The organism is Streptomyces sp. NBC_00057 (assembly GCF_045041165.1).
Lineage (GTDB): Bacteria > Actinomycetota > Actinomycetes > Streptomycetales > Streptomycetaceae > Streptomyces.
Window position 1 is genome coordinate 8,075,533 of the sequence record NZ_CP108256.1, and the last position, 15,075, is coordinate 8,090,607.

Annotated in this window: 14 protein-coding genes and 1 pseudogene; 8 read left to right on the forward strand and 7 right to left on the reverse strand. The window is 68.8% G+C overall.

Features of this window, described 5'->3' with window-relative positions; genetic code table 11:
- Window positions 1–30: 30 nt before the first annotated feature.
- The gene (locus OG953_RS38125) at window positions 31–816 is read left to right on the forward strand and encodes a glutamate racemase (protein WP_405690144.1); all 786 of its coding nucleotides are present in this window, start codon (window positions 31–33) and stop codon (window positions 814–816) included.
- Between the two features lie 59 nt (window positions 817–875).
- On the forward strand, window positions 876–1,439 hold the full coding sequence (locus OG953_RS38130) for a hypothetical protein (RefSeq protein ID WP_405690146.1): 564 nt from the start codon (window positions 876–878) through the stop codon (window positions 1,437–1,439).
- Window positions 1,440–1,580: 141 nt separating this feature from the next.
- Here the strand turns inward: OG953_RS38130 and OG953_RS38135 are convergent, their stop codons facing one another.
- Window positions 1,581–2,672: an O-antigen ligase family protein gene (locus OG953_RS38135; protein WP_405690148.1), complete on the reverse strand. Its 1,092-nt coding sequence runs from the start codon at window positions 2,670–2,672 to the stop codon at window positions 1,581–1,583.
- A 190-nt stretch (window positions 2,673–2,862) separates the two neighbouring features.
- Here OG953_RS38135 and lnt point away from each other — a divergent pair, with 190 nt between their 5' ends.
- Together lnt and OG953_RS38145 are read left to right on the forward strand one after the other, a co-directional pair.
- On the forward strand, window positions 2,863–4,464 hold the full coding sequence (gene lnt / locus OG953_RS38140) for an apolipoprotein N-acyltransferase (protein WP_405690151.1): 1,602 nt from the start codon (window positions 2,863–2,865) through the stop codon (window positions 4,462–4,464).
- Window positions 4,465–4,494: 30 nt separating this feature from the next.
- Window positions 4,495–4,974 carry an NUDIX domain-containing protein gene (locus OG953_RS38145; protein ID WP_093900615.1) on the forward strand — a complete coding sequence of 160 codons (480 nt, stop codon included), beginning with the start codon at window positions 4,495–4,497 and terminating at the stop codon, window positions 4,972–4,974.
- Between the two features lie 54 nt (window positions 4,975–5,028).
- Here OG953_RS38145 and OG953_RS38150 read toward each other — a convergent pair whose 3' ends face one another.
- Window positions 5,029–6,414 carry an MFS transporter gene (locus tag OG953_RS38150; RefSeq protein ID WP_405690153.1) on the reverse strand — a complete coding sequence of 462 codons (1,386 nt, stop codon included), beginning with the start codon at window positions 6,412–6,414 and terminating at the stop codon, window positions 5,029–5,031.
- A gap of 810 nt (window positions 6,415–7,224) precedes the next feature.
- On the reverse strand, window positions 7,225–7,434 hold the full coding sequence (locus OG953_RS38155) for a hypothetical protein (protein WP_405692489.1): 210 nt from the start codon (window positions 7,432–7,434) through the stop codon (window positions 7,225–7,227).
- Here OG953_RS38155 and OG953_RS38160 point away from each other — a divergent pair.
- Window positions 7,390–7,573: pseudogene (locus OG953_RS38160) on the forward strand (site-specific integrase); the annotation flags it as partial. The gene OG953_RS38155 and the pseudogene OG953_RS38160 overlap by 45 nt on opposite strands.
- A gap of 94 nt (window positions 7,574–7,667) precedes the next feature.
- On the opposite strand, the gene OG953_RS38165 reads toward OG953_RS38160, so the two are convergent.
- Together OG953_RS38165 and OG953_RS38170 are read right to left on the reverse strand one after the other, a co-directional pair.
- Complete coding sequence (locus OG953_RS38165; RefSeq protein ID WP_405690155.1) at window positions 7,668–8,126, reverse strand: hypothetical protein; 459 nt, start codon at window positions 8,124–8,126, stop codon at window positions 7,668–7,670.
- The gene (locus OG953_RS38170; RefSeq protein ID WP_405690156.1) at window positions 8,123–8,374 is read right to left on the reverse strand and encodes a hypothetical protein; all 252 of its coding nucleotides are present in this window, start codon (window positions 8,372–8,374) and stop codon (window positions 8,123–8,125) included. Before OG953_RS38170 ends, OG953_RS38165 begins: the two co-directional genes overlap by 4 nt.
- Before the next feature lie 503 nt (window positions 8,375–8,877).
- Here OG953_RS38170 and OG953_RS38175 point away from each other — a divergent pair.
- Both OG953_RS38175 and OG953_RS38180 read left to right on the forward strand, forming a co-directional pair.
- On the forward strand, window positions 8,878–9,534 hold the full coding sequence (locus OG953_RS38175) for a hypothetical protein (protein WP_405690158.1): 657 nt from the start codon (window positions 8,878–8,880) through the stop codon (window positions 9,532–9,534).
- A gap of 220 nt (window positions 9,535–9,754) precedes the next feature.
- Window positions 9,755–9,964 carry a DUF6207 family protein gene (locus OG953_RS38180; protein ID WP_405690160.1) on the forward strand — a complete coding sequence of 70 codons (210 nt, stop codon included), beginning with the start codon at window positions 9,755–9,757 and terminating at the stop codon, window positions 9,962–9,964.
- On the opposite strand, the gene OG953_RS38185 is transcribed toward OG953_RS38180, so the two are convergent.
- Window positions 9,918–10,448 carry a MerR family DNA-binding transcriptional regulator gene (locus tag OG953_RS38185; protein ID WP_405690162.1) on the reverse strand — a complete coding sequence of 177 codons (531 nt, stop codon included), beginning with the start codon at window positions 10,446–10,448 and terminating at the stop codon, window positions 9,918–9,920. The genes OG953_RS38180 and OG953_RS38185 overlap by 47 nt on opposite strands.
- On the opposite strand from OG953_RS38185, the gene OG953_RS38190 reads away from it, so the two are divergent.
- A complete protein-coding gene (locus tag OG953_RS38190; RefSeq protein WP_405690164.1) occupies window positions 10,426–10,941 on the forward strand; it encodes a putative immunity protein in 516 nt (171 codons plus the stop codon). The genes OG953_RS38185 and OG953_RS38190 overlap by 23 nt on opposite strands.
- 442 nt (window positions 10,942–11,383) lie before the next feature.
- On the opposite strand, the gene OG953_RS38195 is transcribed toward OG953_RS38190, so the two are convergent.
- Window positions 11,384–14,731, reverse strand: a complete 3,348-nt coding sequence (locus tag OG953_RS38195; RefSeq protein WP_405690165.1) for an NB-ARC domain-containing protein — start codon at window positions 14,729–14,731, stop codon at window positions 11,384–11,386.
- Between the last annotated feature and the right edge of the window lie 344 nt (window positions 14,732–15,075).

A 15,075-nucleotide genomic window follows, 5' to 3' on the forward strand; every position in this document is an offset into this window, starting at 1 on the left:
ACCGCAAGGGCGGTCGACTAAGGTGACCAGGTGAAGATCGCGCTCATGGATTCCGGAATCGGCCTGCTCGCGGCCGCCGCAGCGGTACGCCGGCTCAGGCCCGACGCCGATCTCGTGCTCTCCTCGGACCCTGGCGGCATGCCCTGGGGGCCGCGTACCCCCGAGGACGTGACCGCCCGCGCGCTGGACGTGGCCCGCGCGGCCGCCGCCCACCGGCCCGACGCACTGATCGTCGCCTGCAACACGGCCTCCGTCCACGCCCTGCCGGCGCTCCGCGCCGAGCTGGAACCCGCACTGCCGGTCATCGGCACCGTTCCAGCCATCAAGCCGTCCGTCGCCGGCGGCGGCCCCGTCGCGATCTGGGCCACGCCCGCCACCACGGGCAGCCCCTACCAGCGCGGACTCATCCGGGAATTCGCCGGCTCCGTCGCCGTCACCGAGATCCCGTGCCCGGGTCTCGCCGACGCCGTGGAGCACGCGGACGAACCGGCGATCGACCGGGCCATCGCCGCAGCCGCCGCACTCACCCCGCGCGATGTGCGGGCCGTGGTCCTGGGCTGCACCCATTACGAACTGGTCGCCGAACGCATCCGTGCCGCCGTGCGGCAGCCCGGTCTGCCTCCGGTCGCGCTGCACGGCTCCGCCGGTGCCGTCGCCGCCCAGGCGCTGCGCCGAATCGGGGCCGGACCCGCTCCGTCGGCCGAATCGGCCGGCGGCCTCACCGTCCTCCTCAGCGGGCGCACCGCCGAGCTGCCGGAAACCGCTCTGGCCTACGCCGAGGGGCAGCTGCTGGGGGCCGTCAGCCCCGCCCGCTGACCCGGCGCAGGCCTTTGGATGCATCCCCGGCGTGCGGAATCTTAAGTACGCTGCTTGACATGAGGGACCACCCCCGAAATCCGAGGCACACCGGAGCCGACCCCCACTCCGACGTCTGGATCGGCCGGGCCACCAACCGGGCCCAGTGGGTACTCGCCGCCGCAGGCGCCGCCTGTCTGGCGCTCGGCATCCAGCTGGCCGTCACCTCCGACTGGGCCTCCGGATTCGCCCCGCTGCTGATGTCGGTGATCGGCTGCGTCGCCGCCGGACTGCTCATGCTGTTCGGCACACTTGCCTTTGTGAACGTGGCCGTCAGGGTCGACGGGGACGCTCTCGAAGTGCGCTGCGGCCACATGGGCCTGCCGCGCCGCCGGATTCTGCTCACCCACGTGGTGGGAGCGGAGTTCGCACCCCAGGTCACCCCGCGCCAGTGGGGCGGCTGGGGCTACCGCTGGCGCCCCGAGCAGGGTACGGCCGTGGTGGTCCGCAGGGGCGAGGGCCTGGTGCTCCGGCTCGGTGACGGCAGGACGTTCACCATCACGGTCGACGACGCGGAAGCGGGCGTACGGTTCATCCGCGAGCGCCTGCACCTGTCGGCGACCGGCACACCGACCGGGGCCTGATCGCTGCCGATGTGTTGCCTTCGGGACTCGCGACCGGCTCAGAGCGGGGCGGAGCGGTCCGCTCGCCGTGTGCGGCGGGCTGCGTCGCCGGGACGGTTGGCCGCCCCATCGGCTCCCGCCGGACCACGTATCTGATTTACGTCATCCGGACCACGTGTGATCCGCACCATCCGGTCCACGTGCCCCGTCCGTACCGTCCGCCCCTGTCGTACCGTCGCCGATGGGCCGCCGGGCCGACGCCGGCCCCGCGAGCAGCCCAGCACCCGCGGTCACCGGAGTGAAGCTCAGCGCATTGCCGATGCTCGCCAGCACCGCGAGAGCGGTGAGCGCGGCGCCCGCCGTCAGGACGACGGCCGTGGTGCGGGGCGACCACAGCACGTACAGCAGCCAGCCGAAGGCCGACCCCAGCAGCACGACCCCCACCACCCCCTGCTCGGCCGCCTGCTGCAGAGGCGCCGAGTGCGGCTTGCCGTCGGAGTGGACGGTCTGCTCCACGGTGGGGCTGAGCTCGGCGAACCGTCCGGGGCCGATGCCCAGCACCGGATGTTCGCCGGCCAGCTCCAACGCGTCCTGCCACAGCAGCACCCGGTGCGCGGTGAGCGGACCCTCCAGGGACACCATGAGGCCCTGGGGCAGCACGTCCGCGGCGACCGCCCACGACGTGGCGACGACGAGACCGGTGGACAGGGCGAGCCCGGCGAGGCCGAGCAGCCGTTGTCGCATCCTGGCGGCGGCCAGCGAACACAGCAGCACCCCGAGTGCCGCGGCGAACCCGGCCACCGAGCGCAACGCCGGCGCGGCGCAGGCTGTGCCGAGCGCCAGCAGCCGTAGGGAGAAACGCAGTGGTGCTTGCCGGGACGCCGCCGCCGCGCAGCAGGCGGCGCCCGCGGCGAGCACCAGTAGTGCGGCGGCAGCCCCGGCGTGACCGGGCGCCGTGTCCACCGTGGCCGTGGCGCCAGGCATGCGATGACGCGAGAGGAGCCCCATGAGGAGCGCCCCCACGGCGGCAACCGTGGCTGTCGCCACCGGCAGCAGCGTTCCGCAGATCCGTCCACAGGCGAAGCCCGCGGCGACGGCGAGCAGAGCCGGCAGGACACCCTCCGGACCGGTCTCCCGACCGGCGGCGCTGATCAACGACCAGATCGCGCAGGCGGCGAGGACCACGGCCCCGGCTCCGTCGGAAGCGTTGCCGCGTTCCCGCGCCCGGCCCCGCCCCGCTGGTGCAATCGTCACGTTCGCCCCCGACCTGTGACCGTCCCGTTGGCGATCGCCCGGATACGGCCGATCGGTGGGGGGATGGCGGACACGGTAATGCCAGCGACCCGGATCTGTGCGGGAAAGTGACGAAACGATCCGGCGCGAGGGGTTCCATAACGCGAGCGGGGCTGTCGGACGCACAGTCGATCACCGTAGACTCCGCCGGGTGAGCGCCACCATCACCCCAGTCGACGACCCGCGACAGCCCGCATCCACCCCCACGTCCCAGGGGAGACGGGTGATGCCGCGGCTCGTACGGCCTGCAGCCGCCGTGATTTCGGGAGTGCTGCTGTACCTGAGCTTCCCGCCCCGGCCTCTGTGGTGGCTGGTTCTGCCCGGCTTCGCCCTGCTCGGCTGGGTGCTGCACGAACGCAGACTGCGCGCTGCGTTCGGCCTCGGCCTGCTCGCCGGACTGGGCTTCATGCTGCCGCTGCTGCACTGGACGGGCGAAGAGGTCGGTCCGGTGCCGTGGCTGGCACTCGCAGCGGCCGAGGCGCTGTTCATCGCGGTCGGCTGCATCGGGATCGCCGCCGTCTCCCGCCTCGCCTGCTGGCCGGTGTGGGCCGCCGCTGTCTGGATTCTCGACGAGGGGATCCGGGCCAGGGTGCCGTTCGGCGGCTTTCCCTGGGGGAAGATCGCCTTCGGGCAGGCGGACAGCCTGTTCCTGCCGCTCGCGGCGGTGGGCGGCACGCCGCTGCTCTCCTTCGCGGTGGTGCTGTGCGGCTTCGGTCTCTATGAAGCGGTACGTCAGTTCCTTACCTACCGCGACACGCGTGAGGCGCCCCGGGCCGCCGTCGCCGCAGCCGCCGCGACCGTCCTCGTACCCGTCGCCGCCGCATTCGCCGCCCTGCCGCTCGTGGACGACTCGGCCGAGGACGGCACCGCGACTGTCGCCGCGATCCAGGGCAATGTGCCGCAGCTCGGACTCGACTTCAACGCCCAGCGCCGCGCCGTCCTCGACAACCATGTGCGCCGCACGGAACAGCTCGCCCAGGACGTGAAGGCGGGCAAGGTTCCCCAGCCCGACTTCGTCCTGTGGCCGGAGAACTCCTCCGACCTCGACCCCTACCGGAACGCCGACGCCCGGATCGTGATCGACGACGCGGTGAAGGCGATCGGCGTACCCACCGTGATCGGGTCGGTCGTCGCGCCCGACACCGGCAAGCTGCGCAACACCCTCATCCAGTGGGATCCGAAGAAGGGGCCCGTCAGCACATACGACAAGCGGCACATCCAGCCGTTCGGCGAGTACATTCCGATGCGTTCCTTCGTACGCCTCTTCAGCTCCGACGTGGACCGTGTACAGCGGGACTTCGGCCCCGGAAAGCAGGTCGGCGTCTTCGATCTGGCGGGTACGAACGTGGGCCTCGTGACCTGTTACGAGGCGGCGTTCGACGACGCCGTACGGGACACGGTCGAGCACGGCAGCCAACTGATCGCCGTACCCAGCAACAACGCCACCTTCGGGCGCAGTGAGATGACCTATCAGCAGCTGGCCATGTCCAGGGTGCGGGCGGTCGAGCACGGCAGATCCGTCGTCGTCCCTGTCACCAGCGGGGTCAGTGCGATCATCCGCCCGGACGGCACGATCGCCCAGCAGACGAAGCTGTTCACCGCGGACGCGCTGGTGGACGAGGTGCCGTTGAGGTCCTCGCTCACGCCCGCGACCCGGATGGGCACGCTCCCCGAAGGAGTCCTCGCGCTGATCGCCGTGGCGGGGCTCGGCTGGGTCACCGTCCGTTCGGTACGGCTCCGGCGCAGCCGCTGATCCACTCGCACGCCACGTAGGGTCGGGCCCATGGCTACTCCTGATTTCATCCGCGAGATCCGCGCCACCGCGGGCCAACAGCTGCTCCTGCTGCCGGGCGTCACCGCCGTGGTCTTCGACGACGAGGGCCGAGTGCTGCTCGGACGCCGTTCCGACACCGGCAAGTGGTCGGTCATCGGCGGCATCTGCGAGCCGGGTGAGCAACCGGCGGCGACGGCGGAGCGTGAGGTGTACGAAGAGACCGCTGTGCGCTGTGTGGCGGAGCGGGTTGTGCTCACACAGGCCCTGGAACCGGTGCAGTACGCCAACGGCGACCGCTGCCAGTATCTGGACGTCACCTTCCGCTGCCGGGCGACCGGTGGCGAGGCACGCGTCAACGACGACGAGTCGCTGGAGGTGGGCTGGTTCCCGGTGGACGCGCTGCCGCCGTTGAACGAGTTCGGGCTCTTCAGGATCAAGCAGTCCCTGACCGACGAACCCACCTGGTTCGAACCCACTGCCCAGCAGTGACATCCGGCGCTCGCCGGGCGGGCCCGGTTCTCGGGCCCGCCCGGCGAGCACGGCTCAGACGGTACGGGCGTCGGCCGGCAGCGCTGTGGTTGCGTCCGGCTCCGCGGCAGCCCCCTCGATGTCCGCGAGATCCCGGTTCCTGGTCTCCTTGGCGCAGGCGACCGCCAGCACGGTGATGAGTGCCGCGGCGATGACATACAGCGAGATGGGGGTCGAGCTGTGGAAGTCCGCGAGCAGCGCGGTGGCGATGAGCGGCGCCGGGGCGCCGGCCGCGACCGACGAGAACTGGGCACCGATCGACGCACCCGAGTACCGCATCCGGGTCGCGAACATCTCCGAGAAGAAGGCCGCCTGCGGCGCGTACATCGCCCCGTGGAGGATGAGCCCGACCGTGACGGCGAGCAGCAGACTCCCGAAGCTGCGGCCGTCGATCAGCGCGAAGAACGGGAACATCCACAGCCCCACGCCGATCGCACCGACGAGATAGACGGGCTTGCGCCCGACCCGGTCCGACAGCGCGCCCCACATCGGGATGACCGCGAAGTGGACGGCCGAGGCGATGAGCACCGCGTTGAGCGCCGTCTGCTTGCTCAGGTCCGCTGCTGTGGTCGCGTAGACGAGGATGAACGCCGTGATGACGTAGTAGCTGATGTTCTCCGCCATCCGGGCTCCCATGGCGATCAGCACATCGCGCCAGTGGTGTCGCAGCACGGCGACGAGCGGCATCTTCTCGGCCGCCGCGGCGACCGCCTTGCGCTCCTCGGCCTGTGCCAGCGCCGCCTTGAACACCGGTGATTCATCGACAGAGAGACGAATCCACAAGCCGACGACCACCAGTACACCGGAGAGCAGGAACGGTATGCGCCAGCCCCATGCCCCGAAGGTCGAGTCCGACATCAGCGCGGTGAGCGCGGAGAGCACCCCGGTGGCGAGCAATTGCCCGGCCGGCGCACCCGTCTGCGGCCAGGAGGCCCAGAACCCGCGCCGCTTGGCGTCCCCGTGCTCCGACACGAGCAGCACGGCCCCGCCCCACTCACCACCGAGGGCGAAGCCCTGCACCAGCCGCAGGACGGTGAGCAGCACGGGGGCGGCGGCCCCGACCGTGGCATGCGTCGGCAACAGTCCGATGGCGAACGTCGCTCCGCCCATCATCAACAGACTGAGCACCAGAAGCTTCTTGCGGCCGAGCCGGTCGCCGTAGTGCCCGAACACCAGGGCACCGAGCGGCCGGGCGGCGAAGCCGACCGCGTAGGTGAGGAAGGAGAGGAGCGTGCCGACGAGCGGCTCGGACTCGGGGAAGAACAGCTTGTTGAAGACCAGTGCGGCAGCTGACCCGTACAGGAAGAAGTCGTACCACTCGATGGTGGTGCCGATGAGGCTTGCGGCGACGATGCGCTTGAGTGAGCGGGTGGTCGGCGGGGCGGATGCCGAGGCAGCCATGAACACCACTTCCGGGCGGTTGGTGGGGACGGTTTCGTGTCGCCACACCGTAGGAATGGGCAGGTCAGAGGCACATGTGGTGGGACACCATAGTTCTCGGGCCGGGTGTGCGCGGGGCCACTATGACAGGCACGTCGAGACTGCTTCGAGGACCGTATTGAAGGCCGGCAGGCGCCTGCCAGGATTGCGCTGTTCGGCATGGTTTATTGCCCTGGTGCTGACTCCCGTGCTTGTTTGGTGCTGACCTGAAACCGCATGTCAGCACCCCTGATCACCTGTCCCGTGCTGACTTGGTGCTGACTACGCAGCGTTGAACTTCGGCATTCGGGGCGGATCGGGCGGGTAGTGTTCTCCCCTTCCGAGGCCTGGCGGGTTTCTGCGGAGCCGGCCATGGTTGGTGGCACGTGGTCCCGCACCGGCAGGCCCCCGCACCGTGAAACCCATACATAGGCGGCCGGATGAACCCACGCGACCACACCCATGCCCCGCCAACCGCCGCTTCACCACCATCGACCCGGAACCCTCCACGGCCGGAACGCCCAACTCCTCGCCGTACGCCTATGTCAACAACGCCCCCCAACCAGTCCGCCCCCCTCCAGCCGCTGCCTCCTGTGCTTCTCCGCAGTAATCGGCGAACCGTCGCCACGCGGTGTGAGACCAACGCGGCTGGTTACCGGAGCCACCAAGCAGCCGGGCAGCGGCAGCGCATCGGACAGGCCATCGACTACGCCGATGTCCCCCGCGACGACATCGCCCCCGTCCTCGCGGAACTCGTGCGCCAGCCCGGCATCTGCCGCCGCATCCTCGAACTCACCGCAGGACCCACCCCCATCGCGGACGCCGTTGCCTGCGCAGTTGCAGCTCCAGGTCGCAGGTTCCGTGGTGGCCGATGCCCGTCATGTCCCCCGTGAAGCCGGGGATGAGGTCGACCTCTTTCGGGGCGGCTTTGAGGTAGACGAGTGTGCGAACCCGCGGCAGTGGCAGGCGGAGCGCAGGGATGGCTTCCATGTGCTGAGGCACACGTACACCTCGATCGTCCTTGAGGGGGGAGTCCGTGGTGACACTGGCCAGGTGGCTGGGGCACTCGTCTGCAACCATCACGCTGGACCACTATGCCCACTTCGTGCCGGAGGCGCGTTGCCCGATCGACAGTCTGCTCGATGGTCAGGCCAATGGAGACATGGTTCCAAACTCCGCAGATTTTCCCCCGGCCCTGATAGGCGATGTGCCGCGCCTTGATCGCCTTCCGGGTGCTACGGAGCCATTGCTCCAACCGGTCGGGGACTGCGGAGATCGGTCTGCGTGCAGCAGCAATTGCCCACAGAGCTGGCAGTGGCCCTTCTGTGTCTGCAACAGACGCAGGGTGGTCCGGTCCAGCGGCGGGGGTGTGCTCTTGCGTCGTCGCTCGGCCCAGTAGTCGGCCAGGGCCGGATCGTCCGGGGACGATGCGCCCTTGACCAGCTTCTGGCGGAGCGCTTGCCGACCTGGTGGAAGACGAGCAGGACCGGAGGGTGCACGCGCTCGTACCTCTCCGAGGCGGGCGCGGACCAGCGGGTGCGCCACAGCGGCTTGTCGATGCCGTCGGTGTCCTTCTCCTTCTTCTTGAAGAACCGGGTGTACTTGTCGAACTTCGCGGCGATGAGGACGGCTTCCTCGGTGCAGTTGTCGACCTCGATGAACAGCAGCGGTACCCCGGCCTCCGGGGCGATCATGACGACGTCGGCGTGGACGCTGCCGATGGCGGGGTTATTCCAGGTGCCTTCACCGGGAGCGCGACCTCGGTGGCGTAGGAGGTGAGGGCGCCTATCCCCTTGGGGGCGTCGACGGCGGCGAGGACCAGGCGCTCAGCGCCCCTCAGCGGGCGGGCGTCGCCGGTCCCGCCGCAGTGCGCGCACCGTCCCGAGCGGGCTGTCCCGAGCGTTCCGATCGTGTGGGCGGCGCCCAGCAGGAGGCGGGTCATTCCACGCAGATGGTCATCGTGCCCGGACAGGTCCTGGCGCTTGCCCGCTCGGGTCCTCGGGGCGGTCGGCCCAGGCCGCGGCTGGTAGGCCGTGCCCGCCGGCATTGGTCACCGTCCGGCCTGGAAGAACCCTGCTATGCGCGGTCACGTTCGTCGGACAGCCACCGTTCACGTGGCCTCCTTGGAACCTACGACAGGCCACATGTCAAGCAGCGACTTGCCGACACTTTCCGGCGACCCACCGCCACAGCGGGTGAGTGGACGTCAGAAGATCACCTGCAAGGGCTAACGGTCTTTCAATCTCCCACGTTCGAGGCAATTTTGATGGTCAGTCAGCTCCTCTTCGGAGCGGCGTAAAGGGGCTCTGTATACCCGATCAGCCCCACGAAGCCGGGGGTCCCGATTTGCTCGATATGACAGGAATAGGGGGTGTTAGTACGTTCAATCACGCACCGGCTGTCACAGCGGGACTGTCTCTGAGTCCGAGAAGGAGAACAAGCGACATGATCATGACCCGTTCCCACGCGATCGCCACGGCCGTCGCGGCCGCTGCGGCACTGACCGCGACCGGCATCACCTACGCCTCCGCCGTCCCCGCCCCCCGGGCCCAGGCCCAGGTGGCCCCGGCCGCCGTCCTCGCCCAGGCCCCCATGGGCGGGGAGGGCGGCAACACGGGCAAGGGCAACGAAGGCAACGAGCGCCGGGGCAACGAAGGCAACGAGCGCGAGGGCAACGAGCGCGAGGGCAAGCGCCATCACGAGGAGGGCAGGATCCACATCAACGAGCGCGAATACTCCGGCCGCCCCGACGGCTGCATCACCGTCGTCAGCGGCCTGGGCGCCAAGAGCTTCAACATCCGCAACGACAGCCGCAACGAGGTCGAGGTCTTCCGCGGAGCCGTGTGCGACAACGGCGCCCCCATCGCCACCGTCGGCCCGCACAGCTCTGCCGACGGCGTCTGCCCGGGCAAGGGCGAGGGCAAGGGCGAGGACGAGGACGAGAACTGCGAGAACGGCGAGCACCACGAGAAGAAGCACCACGAGGAGATGAATGGCGGCGTGAAGGTCAAGAACGGAGTCATCGCCAGCTTCCGCGTCATCAAGCGCCACCACGGCGAGAAGGGCGAGGGCGGCGACTTCGGCGACTTCGGCGATTACTAAAACCAGCGACCGCCTGATGCGCATGCTGGAGAACTCCGGCCCGCCGTAATCGGGCCGGGGCCCTCCGGCCAGGCGCACAACACAGAATCCCGGCCCGCCGTAATCGGGCCGGGATTTGTGTCCGGCCCCGGGCCCAAGGATATCCCCTCTCGGAACATCCAGCTCGGGACCGCGGAGGTGCGTGGAGGCGTCGACGAGGGCGGTGTACAGCCGTACGGGCATGGAACCGCTCCACGCGCAGCACCTCAGCGAGCCCGGGCTTGTCGTCCTCGACATCACCGCAGCCGACGAAGCAACCGCCCAGGCGGTCATGACCGCACTCGAACAGCATTGGGCCACATCAGGGATCGGGCCCGTAAGGAAAGTGCCCGGTGAACCAGGAGTCAAAGCACGCATGTACGCGGACACCCGGCGGCTCCCTGCCGAGTAAACCGACCACCTTCACCAGGCACCAAGCCGGAACCCGGACCAGTCAGCCGCCGGGCGCGTGGCGGGTGAGGTGGGAGCGGGCGCAGCTCCGCTCTCCTGCGCGCTCCATCACCGCCGAGCAGGAGGACAGTCTGTCTGCGCAGTGCTTCGTCGAGCTGGCCGCCGGTGACGGCATGCATGATGCGTCGGCTGGTCGAGTAGCCGAAGGCAGGGACGAGCGCCAGGTAGGCCGCGAGGCCGGCGGCATGAGTGGTGGTGTAGTCCCGGTACCCCGTCCGGCTGCGGTGGGCCGGCGGGATGATGCCGGCGTCCTCGTAGTTGCGGACCGCCTGCGTGGACAGGCCATGGCGACGAGCCAGGTCCACGGGCCGCATGTGACCTCCGATTGAGGGTTCCGACGCAGGTGAGCGGAGGATTCGTCGCAGAGTCTCCACCGAGCGTTCAAGGATACGATTCAGGAACATGGCACAGAGCACGCACACCATGTCCGGAGACTTCGATCTGACGATGGACGAACTGCGCGTCGTGGCGCGTTACGTTGTTCGGCACGCAGAGGACGTCCTGTCGGTCTTTGAGCAGGCTGTTCCCGACGATCCGCGCCCCCGTGCGGCGATCGACGCGGCCTGGACGTTCATCAACGGTGCCAACAGGACGATTGTGCAGCAAGGTCCGGGCAGCCTCGCCCGCTCTGGTCTCGAACGCCGCGAGCCCCACATGCGCACTCTTCATGATTCGCCTCCGCCGCCGAACCCGAACCGCCGGTCGGATACCCAACTCGCCTACTGTCGACGCGTGTTCAGGGCCGAGACGCTACGGTGCATGGTCATGAAGCCGTTCGTGTTCCAGCATGCCCAGGACGTGTGGCCAGAGGACGAGACCTTGCTCCACGTGTCTCTCACCCCACACGATCAGGACCGCGAGCTGGCTGCGCTCGTCGCCCGGTGTAGGTTCGCATTTCGCATGTCCTTTTCTCATTGACGGTGGCCTCTGTCAGGCCCAAGGGACAAGGCTGTGAGACGAATTTCTGTCTGCTCGTTCGTCCGCAGTGGTACTCATCCCGTTCTCCATCTATGCAGCGGCGTTCTCCGGCGTGATCGTGGAGATGTCTCAACTGGTCGGGGGCTTCGCTCCCCGTTTTTGCTGCTCGGGAGTGGGCATGTCATGTGTGGTCGGCGCTCGACGAGACTTCGTCGTACGGGCGGGCAGATCGACGAGAACCGGCCATGGCCGACGATGGGCGTGGATGTCTTCGCGCACTCGGTGCTGTGGCGTACTGCGGCGGTCCTCGTTCAGGATCTCGGGTCGGGCCATCAGGTAGTGCCTTTGTCGAGGGCGCGCCACAGGGGCGTGGGGTAGAACTGGGGTGGATTCACTGTCCCACCACAAGCGACGCAACAGTGGAGCAGCCGAGTCGGACGACCTACGGGGCCGGAGTCTGCGTCGTCGCGCTGGGCAGGAAACGGTAGCCGTGCAGACCACGTGAGCTGCAGGCGATCAGGTCGTGCCCGTTTCCTGTCCAGGCACAGTCAAGTAGGGCGGCCTCCGTGCGGATGAGGGCCACGATCTCGCTCGATGCACGCTCCCAGATCTGCAGTGTCCGCGACGCGCTCACGACGGCGATCCAGCTTCCGTCCGGTGAGATAGCCGCTGAAGTCACGCGTCCAGAATGCCCGTTGAGCAAGCCCATATGAGAGCCGGTGGCGCTCTCCCAAATTCTCGTCGTCGCGTCCTCGCTCCCTGTGGCGAGCCATGTGCCGTCCGGTGCGACAGCGATGGCTGTCACCTCGCCGGTGTGGCCGGTCAGTGTGGTCGGACGGCGGGTCGTCATATCCCACAGCCTGACTTTTTTGTCCTGGCCGCCAGTCGCGATCCAGGAACCGTCGGGCGCCGCTGTTGCCGCAGTCACGCGCCCGGTGTGTCCGTGGCGAGTGTGCTCGGCGCCAGGGTTGTCGCCGGGCTCCCAGAACGTCACCGAACCCTTCATATCGCCCATGACCAGCGAGCCATTCGGGGTGACGGCCAGGGCGGTGATGGTGACTTCGTAGCGTGGGAATCGGCCGTGCCTGGTCCCTGCCGCGTCGAAGAGGTCCGCATACGAAGTGGCGTTGGCCAGTGCGGGCCGCCGTCCGTCGTCGCACACGGCGATGAAGGCGCCGTCCGGGGACAGCCCGAGGACGGGCTCGTCGTCGTCGCGGCCATAGACTTGCAACTCTTGGCTGATCTCCAACCCCGTCACGGACTGAGCGTGTGGCGTCCAGAACCGGAGTTTTCCGGTGTGCAGTGTGACGAGTCGCCCGCCGTCCGGTGTGATGGCCGCCCGCTGAGCGGTGACCGCGAAGGCGGATTGACTTCCGCTCGGCGCTTCTGCGTTCCGCCGAGGCTCCTGATGCATCTGGGGCGCCGTGTCCCAGATTTTGATCGTCTCGTCGTTACCGGCGGTCGCGAACCATGAACCGTCGTGCGAGATTACCGTGCCGTTCACCGCGCCCGCATGACCCGTGACGGTAGCCAGGTGATGGCCTTCGATGTGCCAGAGCGTCGCCGTTTCGTCGGCTCCGGTCGTTGCGATGAGGTTCCCGTCGTCGGAGACGGCAATCGCCTTCACAGAGCGGGTCTCGCCGATGGATCTCACCGCTGAGGGATGGAAGAACGTTGCCTCGAACGGGTCCGGCACGACCTCCATCCCCTGATACCGAGCCACGAGGAGTGCTTCCCCGCCTGGCATCGCCGCCATCGGACCGCTGCCGTAGGCCACAGACAAGGTATGCCTGGCGGTGGCAACGTCCCACCGCTGCACCGCATAATCCTCGCTGCTGGTGATGAACTGCGTCCCGTCCGGGGCGAAGACGATGCCCCTCACGGCCCGGGTGTGGTATCGCAGCGTCGCCAGACAGGCCGAAGCGGCCGGATCCCACATCCTGCCCGTCTTGTCCGCACTGCCGGTAACCAGGAGCATTCCGTCCGGGGCGACGGCCACGGCGGTCACCACGTCCGTGTGCCCGACAAGGGTGCCGACGCACGTCCACGAGTCCCTGTCCCACACTTTGGCCATATGGTCAGCGCTGCCGGTGACCAGCCATGATCCGTCCCCTGCCACAGCCATGGCCGTCACCGCCCCCGCGTGGGCCCGCACCGTGTCGACGCAACTCCACGTCTCCGTGTCCCACACCTTGAGGGTCCCGTCGGCACAACCGCCGACGAGCCAGCTGTCGTCCGGCGCGACAGCCACGGCGGTCACCGGGCTCGAGTGGATCAGCGAGCCGCGCAGAGCGGGATCGACGAGGTCGGGCGGGTCCCATCGGTCAACGAGAGCAAGGGTGTTACGGTCCCGCAGGCGTGCGGCAACCTGGTCATGCCAGGCGGGCAGCGGCCCCAGCCGACTGTAGAGCACATCCGCCAGGGCGTGGCGCGGGTCGGTGGGCGTCAGGAGATGCGCCGCACGCGACAAATCACGAGCGCGCAACCCGACCTCCCGAGAGGGGAGTTGAGCCAGGTCGCTCCATGGCGCCGAGGGGCCGCGTTGGTACAGGCGGGTCTCGATCCAGCGCAGATCGCAGGCGACCGCCGAGGCAGCATCCACGCGGCCGGCAGCGAGCAGATGGCTGATCAGGTGGTCGAGTGCGTACCCGTACGACGTGTCCCACCAGCTCACTTCGGGGCCTTGCGCGTCGGGGCCGGGCGCGGTCGCCGACTGCAGCCCACCTGCTACCGCGTCCACCAACTGGGCGTTCACGGCCTCGAGCTGGTCTGGTCCCAGCTCGCGGCGAAGGTAGTCGCGGATCACGTCGTGCAGTGAGACGAAGCCTCCTTCCTCGGGACGGAGGGTGAGCAGCGACAGGTTCGCCAGGGTGCGGATCAGCTCGCGGGCTCCGCCCTCCGTGTGGTTGCCCGTCGCTTGCCACAGGCGCGCCACCAGCGGAATCGGGATGGCCTCGTCCTCGGCGAAGATGCCCAGTTCGGTGAAGCGCCGCGCGTCATCGGCCGACAACAGACGGGTGGCGGCCTCGACGGTAGCCTGGACGGCCTTGCGCCGCTGACTCGGATCGTCCAGATCCAACGGCGTCGACGGGTCGACACCCACCGGGCCGTATGTCCGCAGCCGGTCGAGTACGCTGCGCGTCGCGGCGCTCGGATCCGCGCCGGTCGCGATGTCCGCGGCGATGAGGCGGTTGGCCAGGCGCAGGAGCAGAGGCCAGCGACCGGTCACCGTGAGGATCTGTTCGACGGTTGGCCGTGGCAGGGGTGGCAAGCTCCAGGTCAGGACCTCGCGGGCCTGCTCACGGGACATCGCATCGACGCGCACACGGGCGGCTCCGGTGGGAAGGATCTTGGGGACGCGTGTGGTGACGAGGCGTACGCAGTTCCGCCCACCGTACAGAAACGGCTCCAGTTGCTCGCGCTCCCATACATCGTCCAACACCAGTAAGGTGCGCGGGCGTTGGTCCATGAGCCGGCCGAGATGAGCTCCTGCCAGGGCCGGATCCTCGAAGGTCGTGGTGTCTCCGGTAACGAACCGGGTCGCCTCGGCGATCTTCGCGGCGAGCGCGGCCCGGCCACGCACCTCTCGCCCGACCGTCACAACGAAAACACGCCCGCGAAACCTCCGCCGCACCTTGCGGTCCGCGCAGGCCACCTCAGCCAGCGTCGTCTTGCCGAAGCCTCCCGCTCCCTCCAAGGCGGTCGTGATACCGACCGTGCCCCTCTGACGAGCACGCAGGGCCGTGATCACATCGACCGCCTCGGCGCGTGCCACGATCCATGCAGGCACAGACGACGCGGAAGGAGGCGGCGGATCGGCCACACGCTGTCCGCTTGCGAAACGCTGCAACAGCAGGCTCAGCACAACTCCGACCACCGTCAACCCGCCGCTGGCCGACCATGGATGCTCCCTCAGCACGTTCAGCGGTCCAGGCCAACTCTCCTCGGACGAAGCCTGATTCGCCGCGAGCCCCAGTAGAGTCGCCACCGCAGCCCCGGTCACCGCCAAGGCTCCGATCCCCGCGCCCCGTACCATTCCCAAACGCCCCCACCCCCGCGCTCGCCTGTCCCCTGACGTGACGCCCAGCGCATCTCAGGAGTTCCCACCCGCCATCCCAACACATCCAATCAGGG

Coding starts and splice junctions, on each gene's coding strand:
- OG953_RS38130 (WP_405690146.1), top strand. CDS start 876: ATGAGGGACCACCCCCGAAATCCGAGGCACACCGGAGCCGACCCCCAC.
- OG953_RS38145 (WP_093900615.1), top strand. CDS start 4,495: ATGGCTACTCCTGATTTCATCCGCGAGATCCGCGCCACCGCGGGCCAA.
- OG953_RS38150 (WP_405690153.1), bottom strand. CDS start 6,414: ATGGCTGCCTCGGCATCCGCCCCGCCGACCACCCGCTCACTCAAGCGC.
- OG953_RS38165 (WP_405690155.1), bottom strand. CDS start 8,126: ATGATCGCCCCGGAGGCCGGGGTACCGCTGCTGTTCATCGAGGTCGAC.
- OG953_RS38170 (WP_405690156.1), bottom strand. CDS start 8,374: ATGACCCGCCTCCTGCTGGGCGCCGCCCACACGATCGGAACGCTCGGG.
- OG953_RS38175 (WP_405690158.1), top strand. CDS start 8,878: ATGATCATGACCCGTTCCCACGCGATCGCCACGGCCGTCGCGGCCGCT.
- OG953_RS38180 (WP_405690160.1), top strand. CDS start 9,755: ATGGAACCGCTCCACGCGCAGCACCTCAGCGAGCCCGGGCTTGTCGTC.
- OG953_RS38190 (WP_405690164.1), top strand. CDS start 10,426: ATGGCACAGAGCACGCACACCATGTCCGGAGACTTCGATCTGACGATG.
- OG953_RS38185 (WP_405690162.1), bottom strand. CDS start 10,448: ATGGTGTGCGTGCTCTGTGCCATGTTCCTGAATCGTATCCTTGAACGC.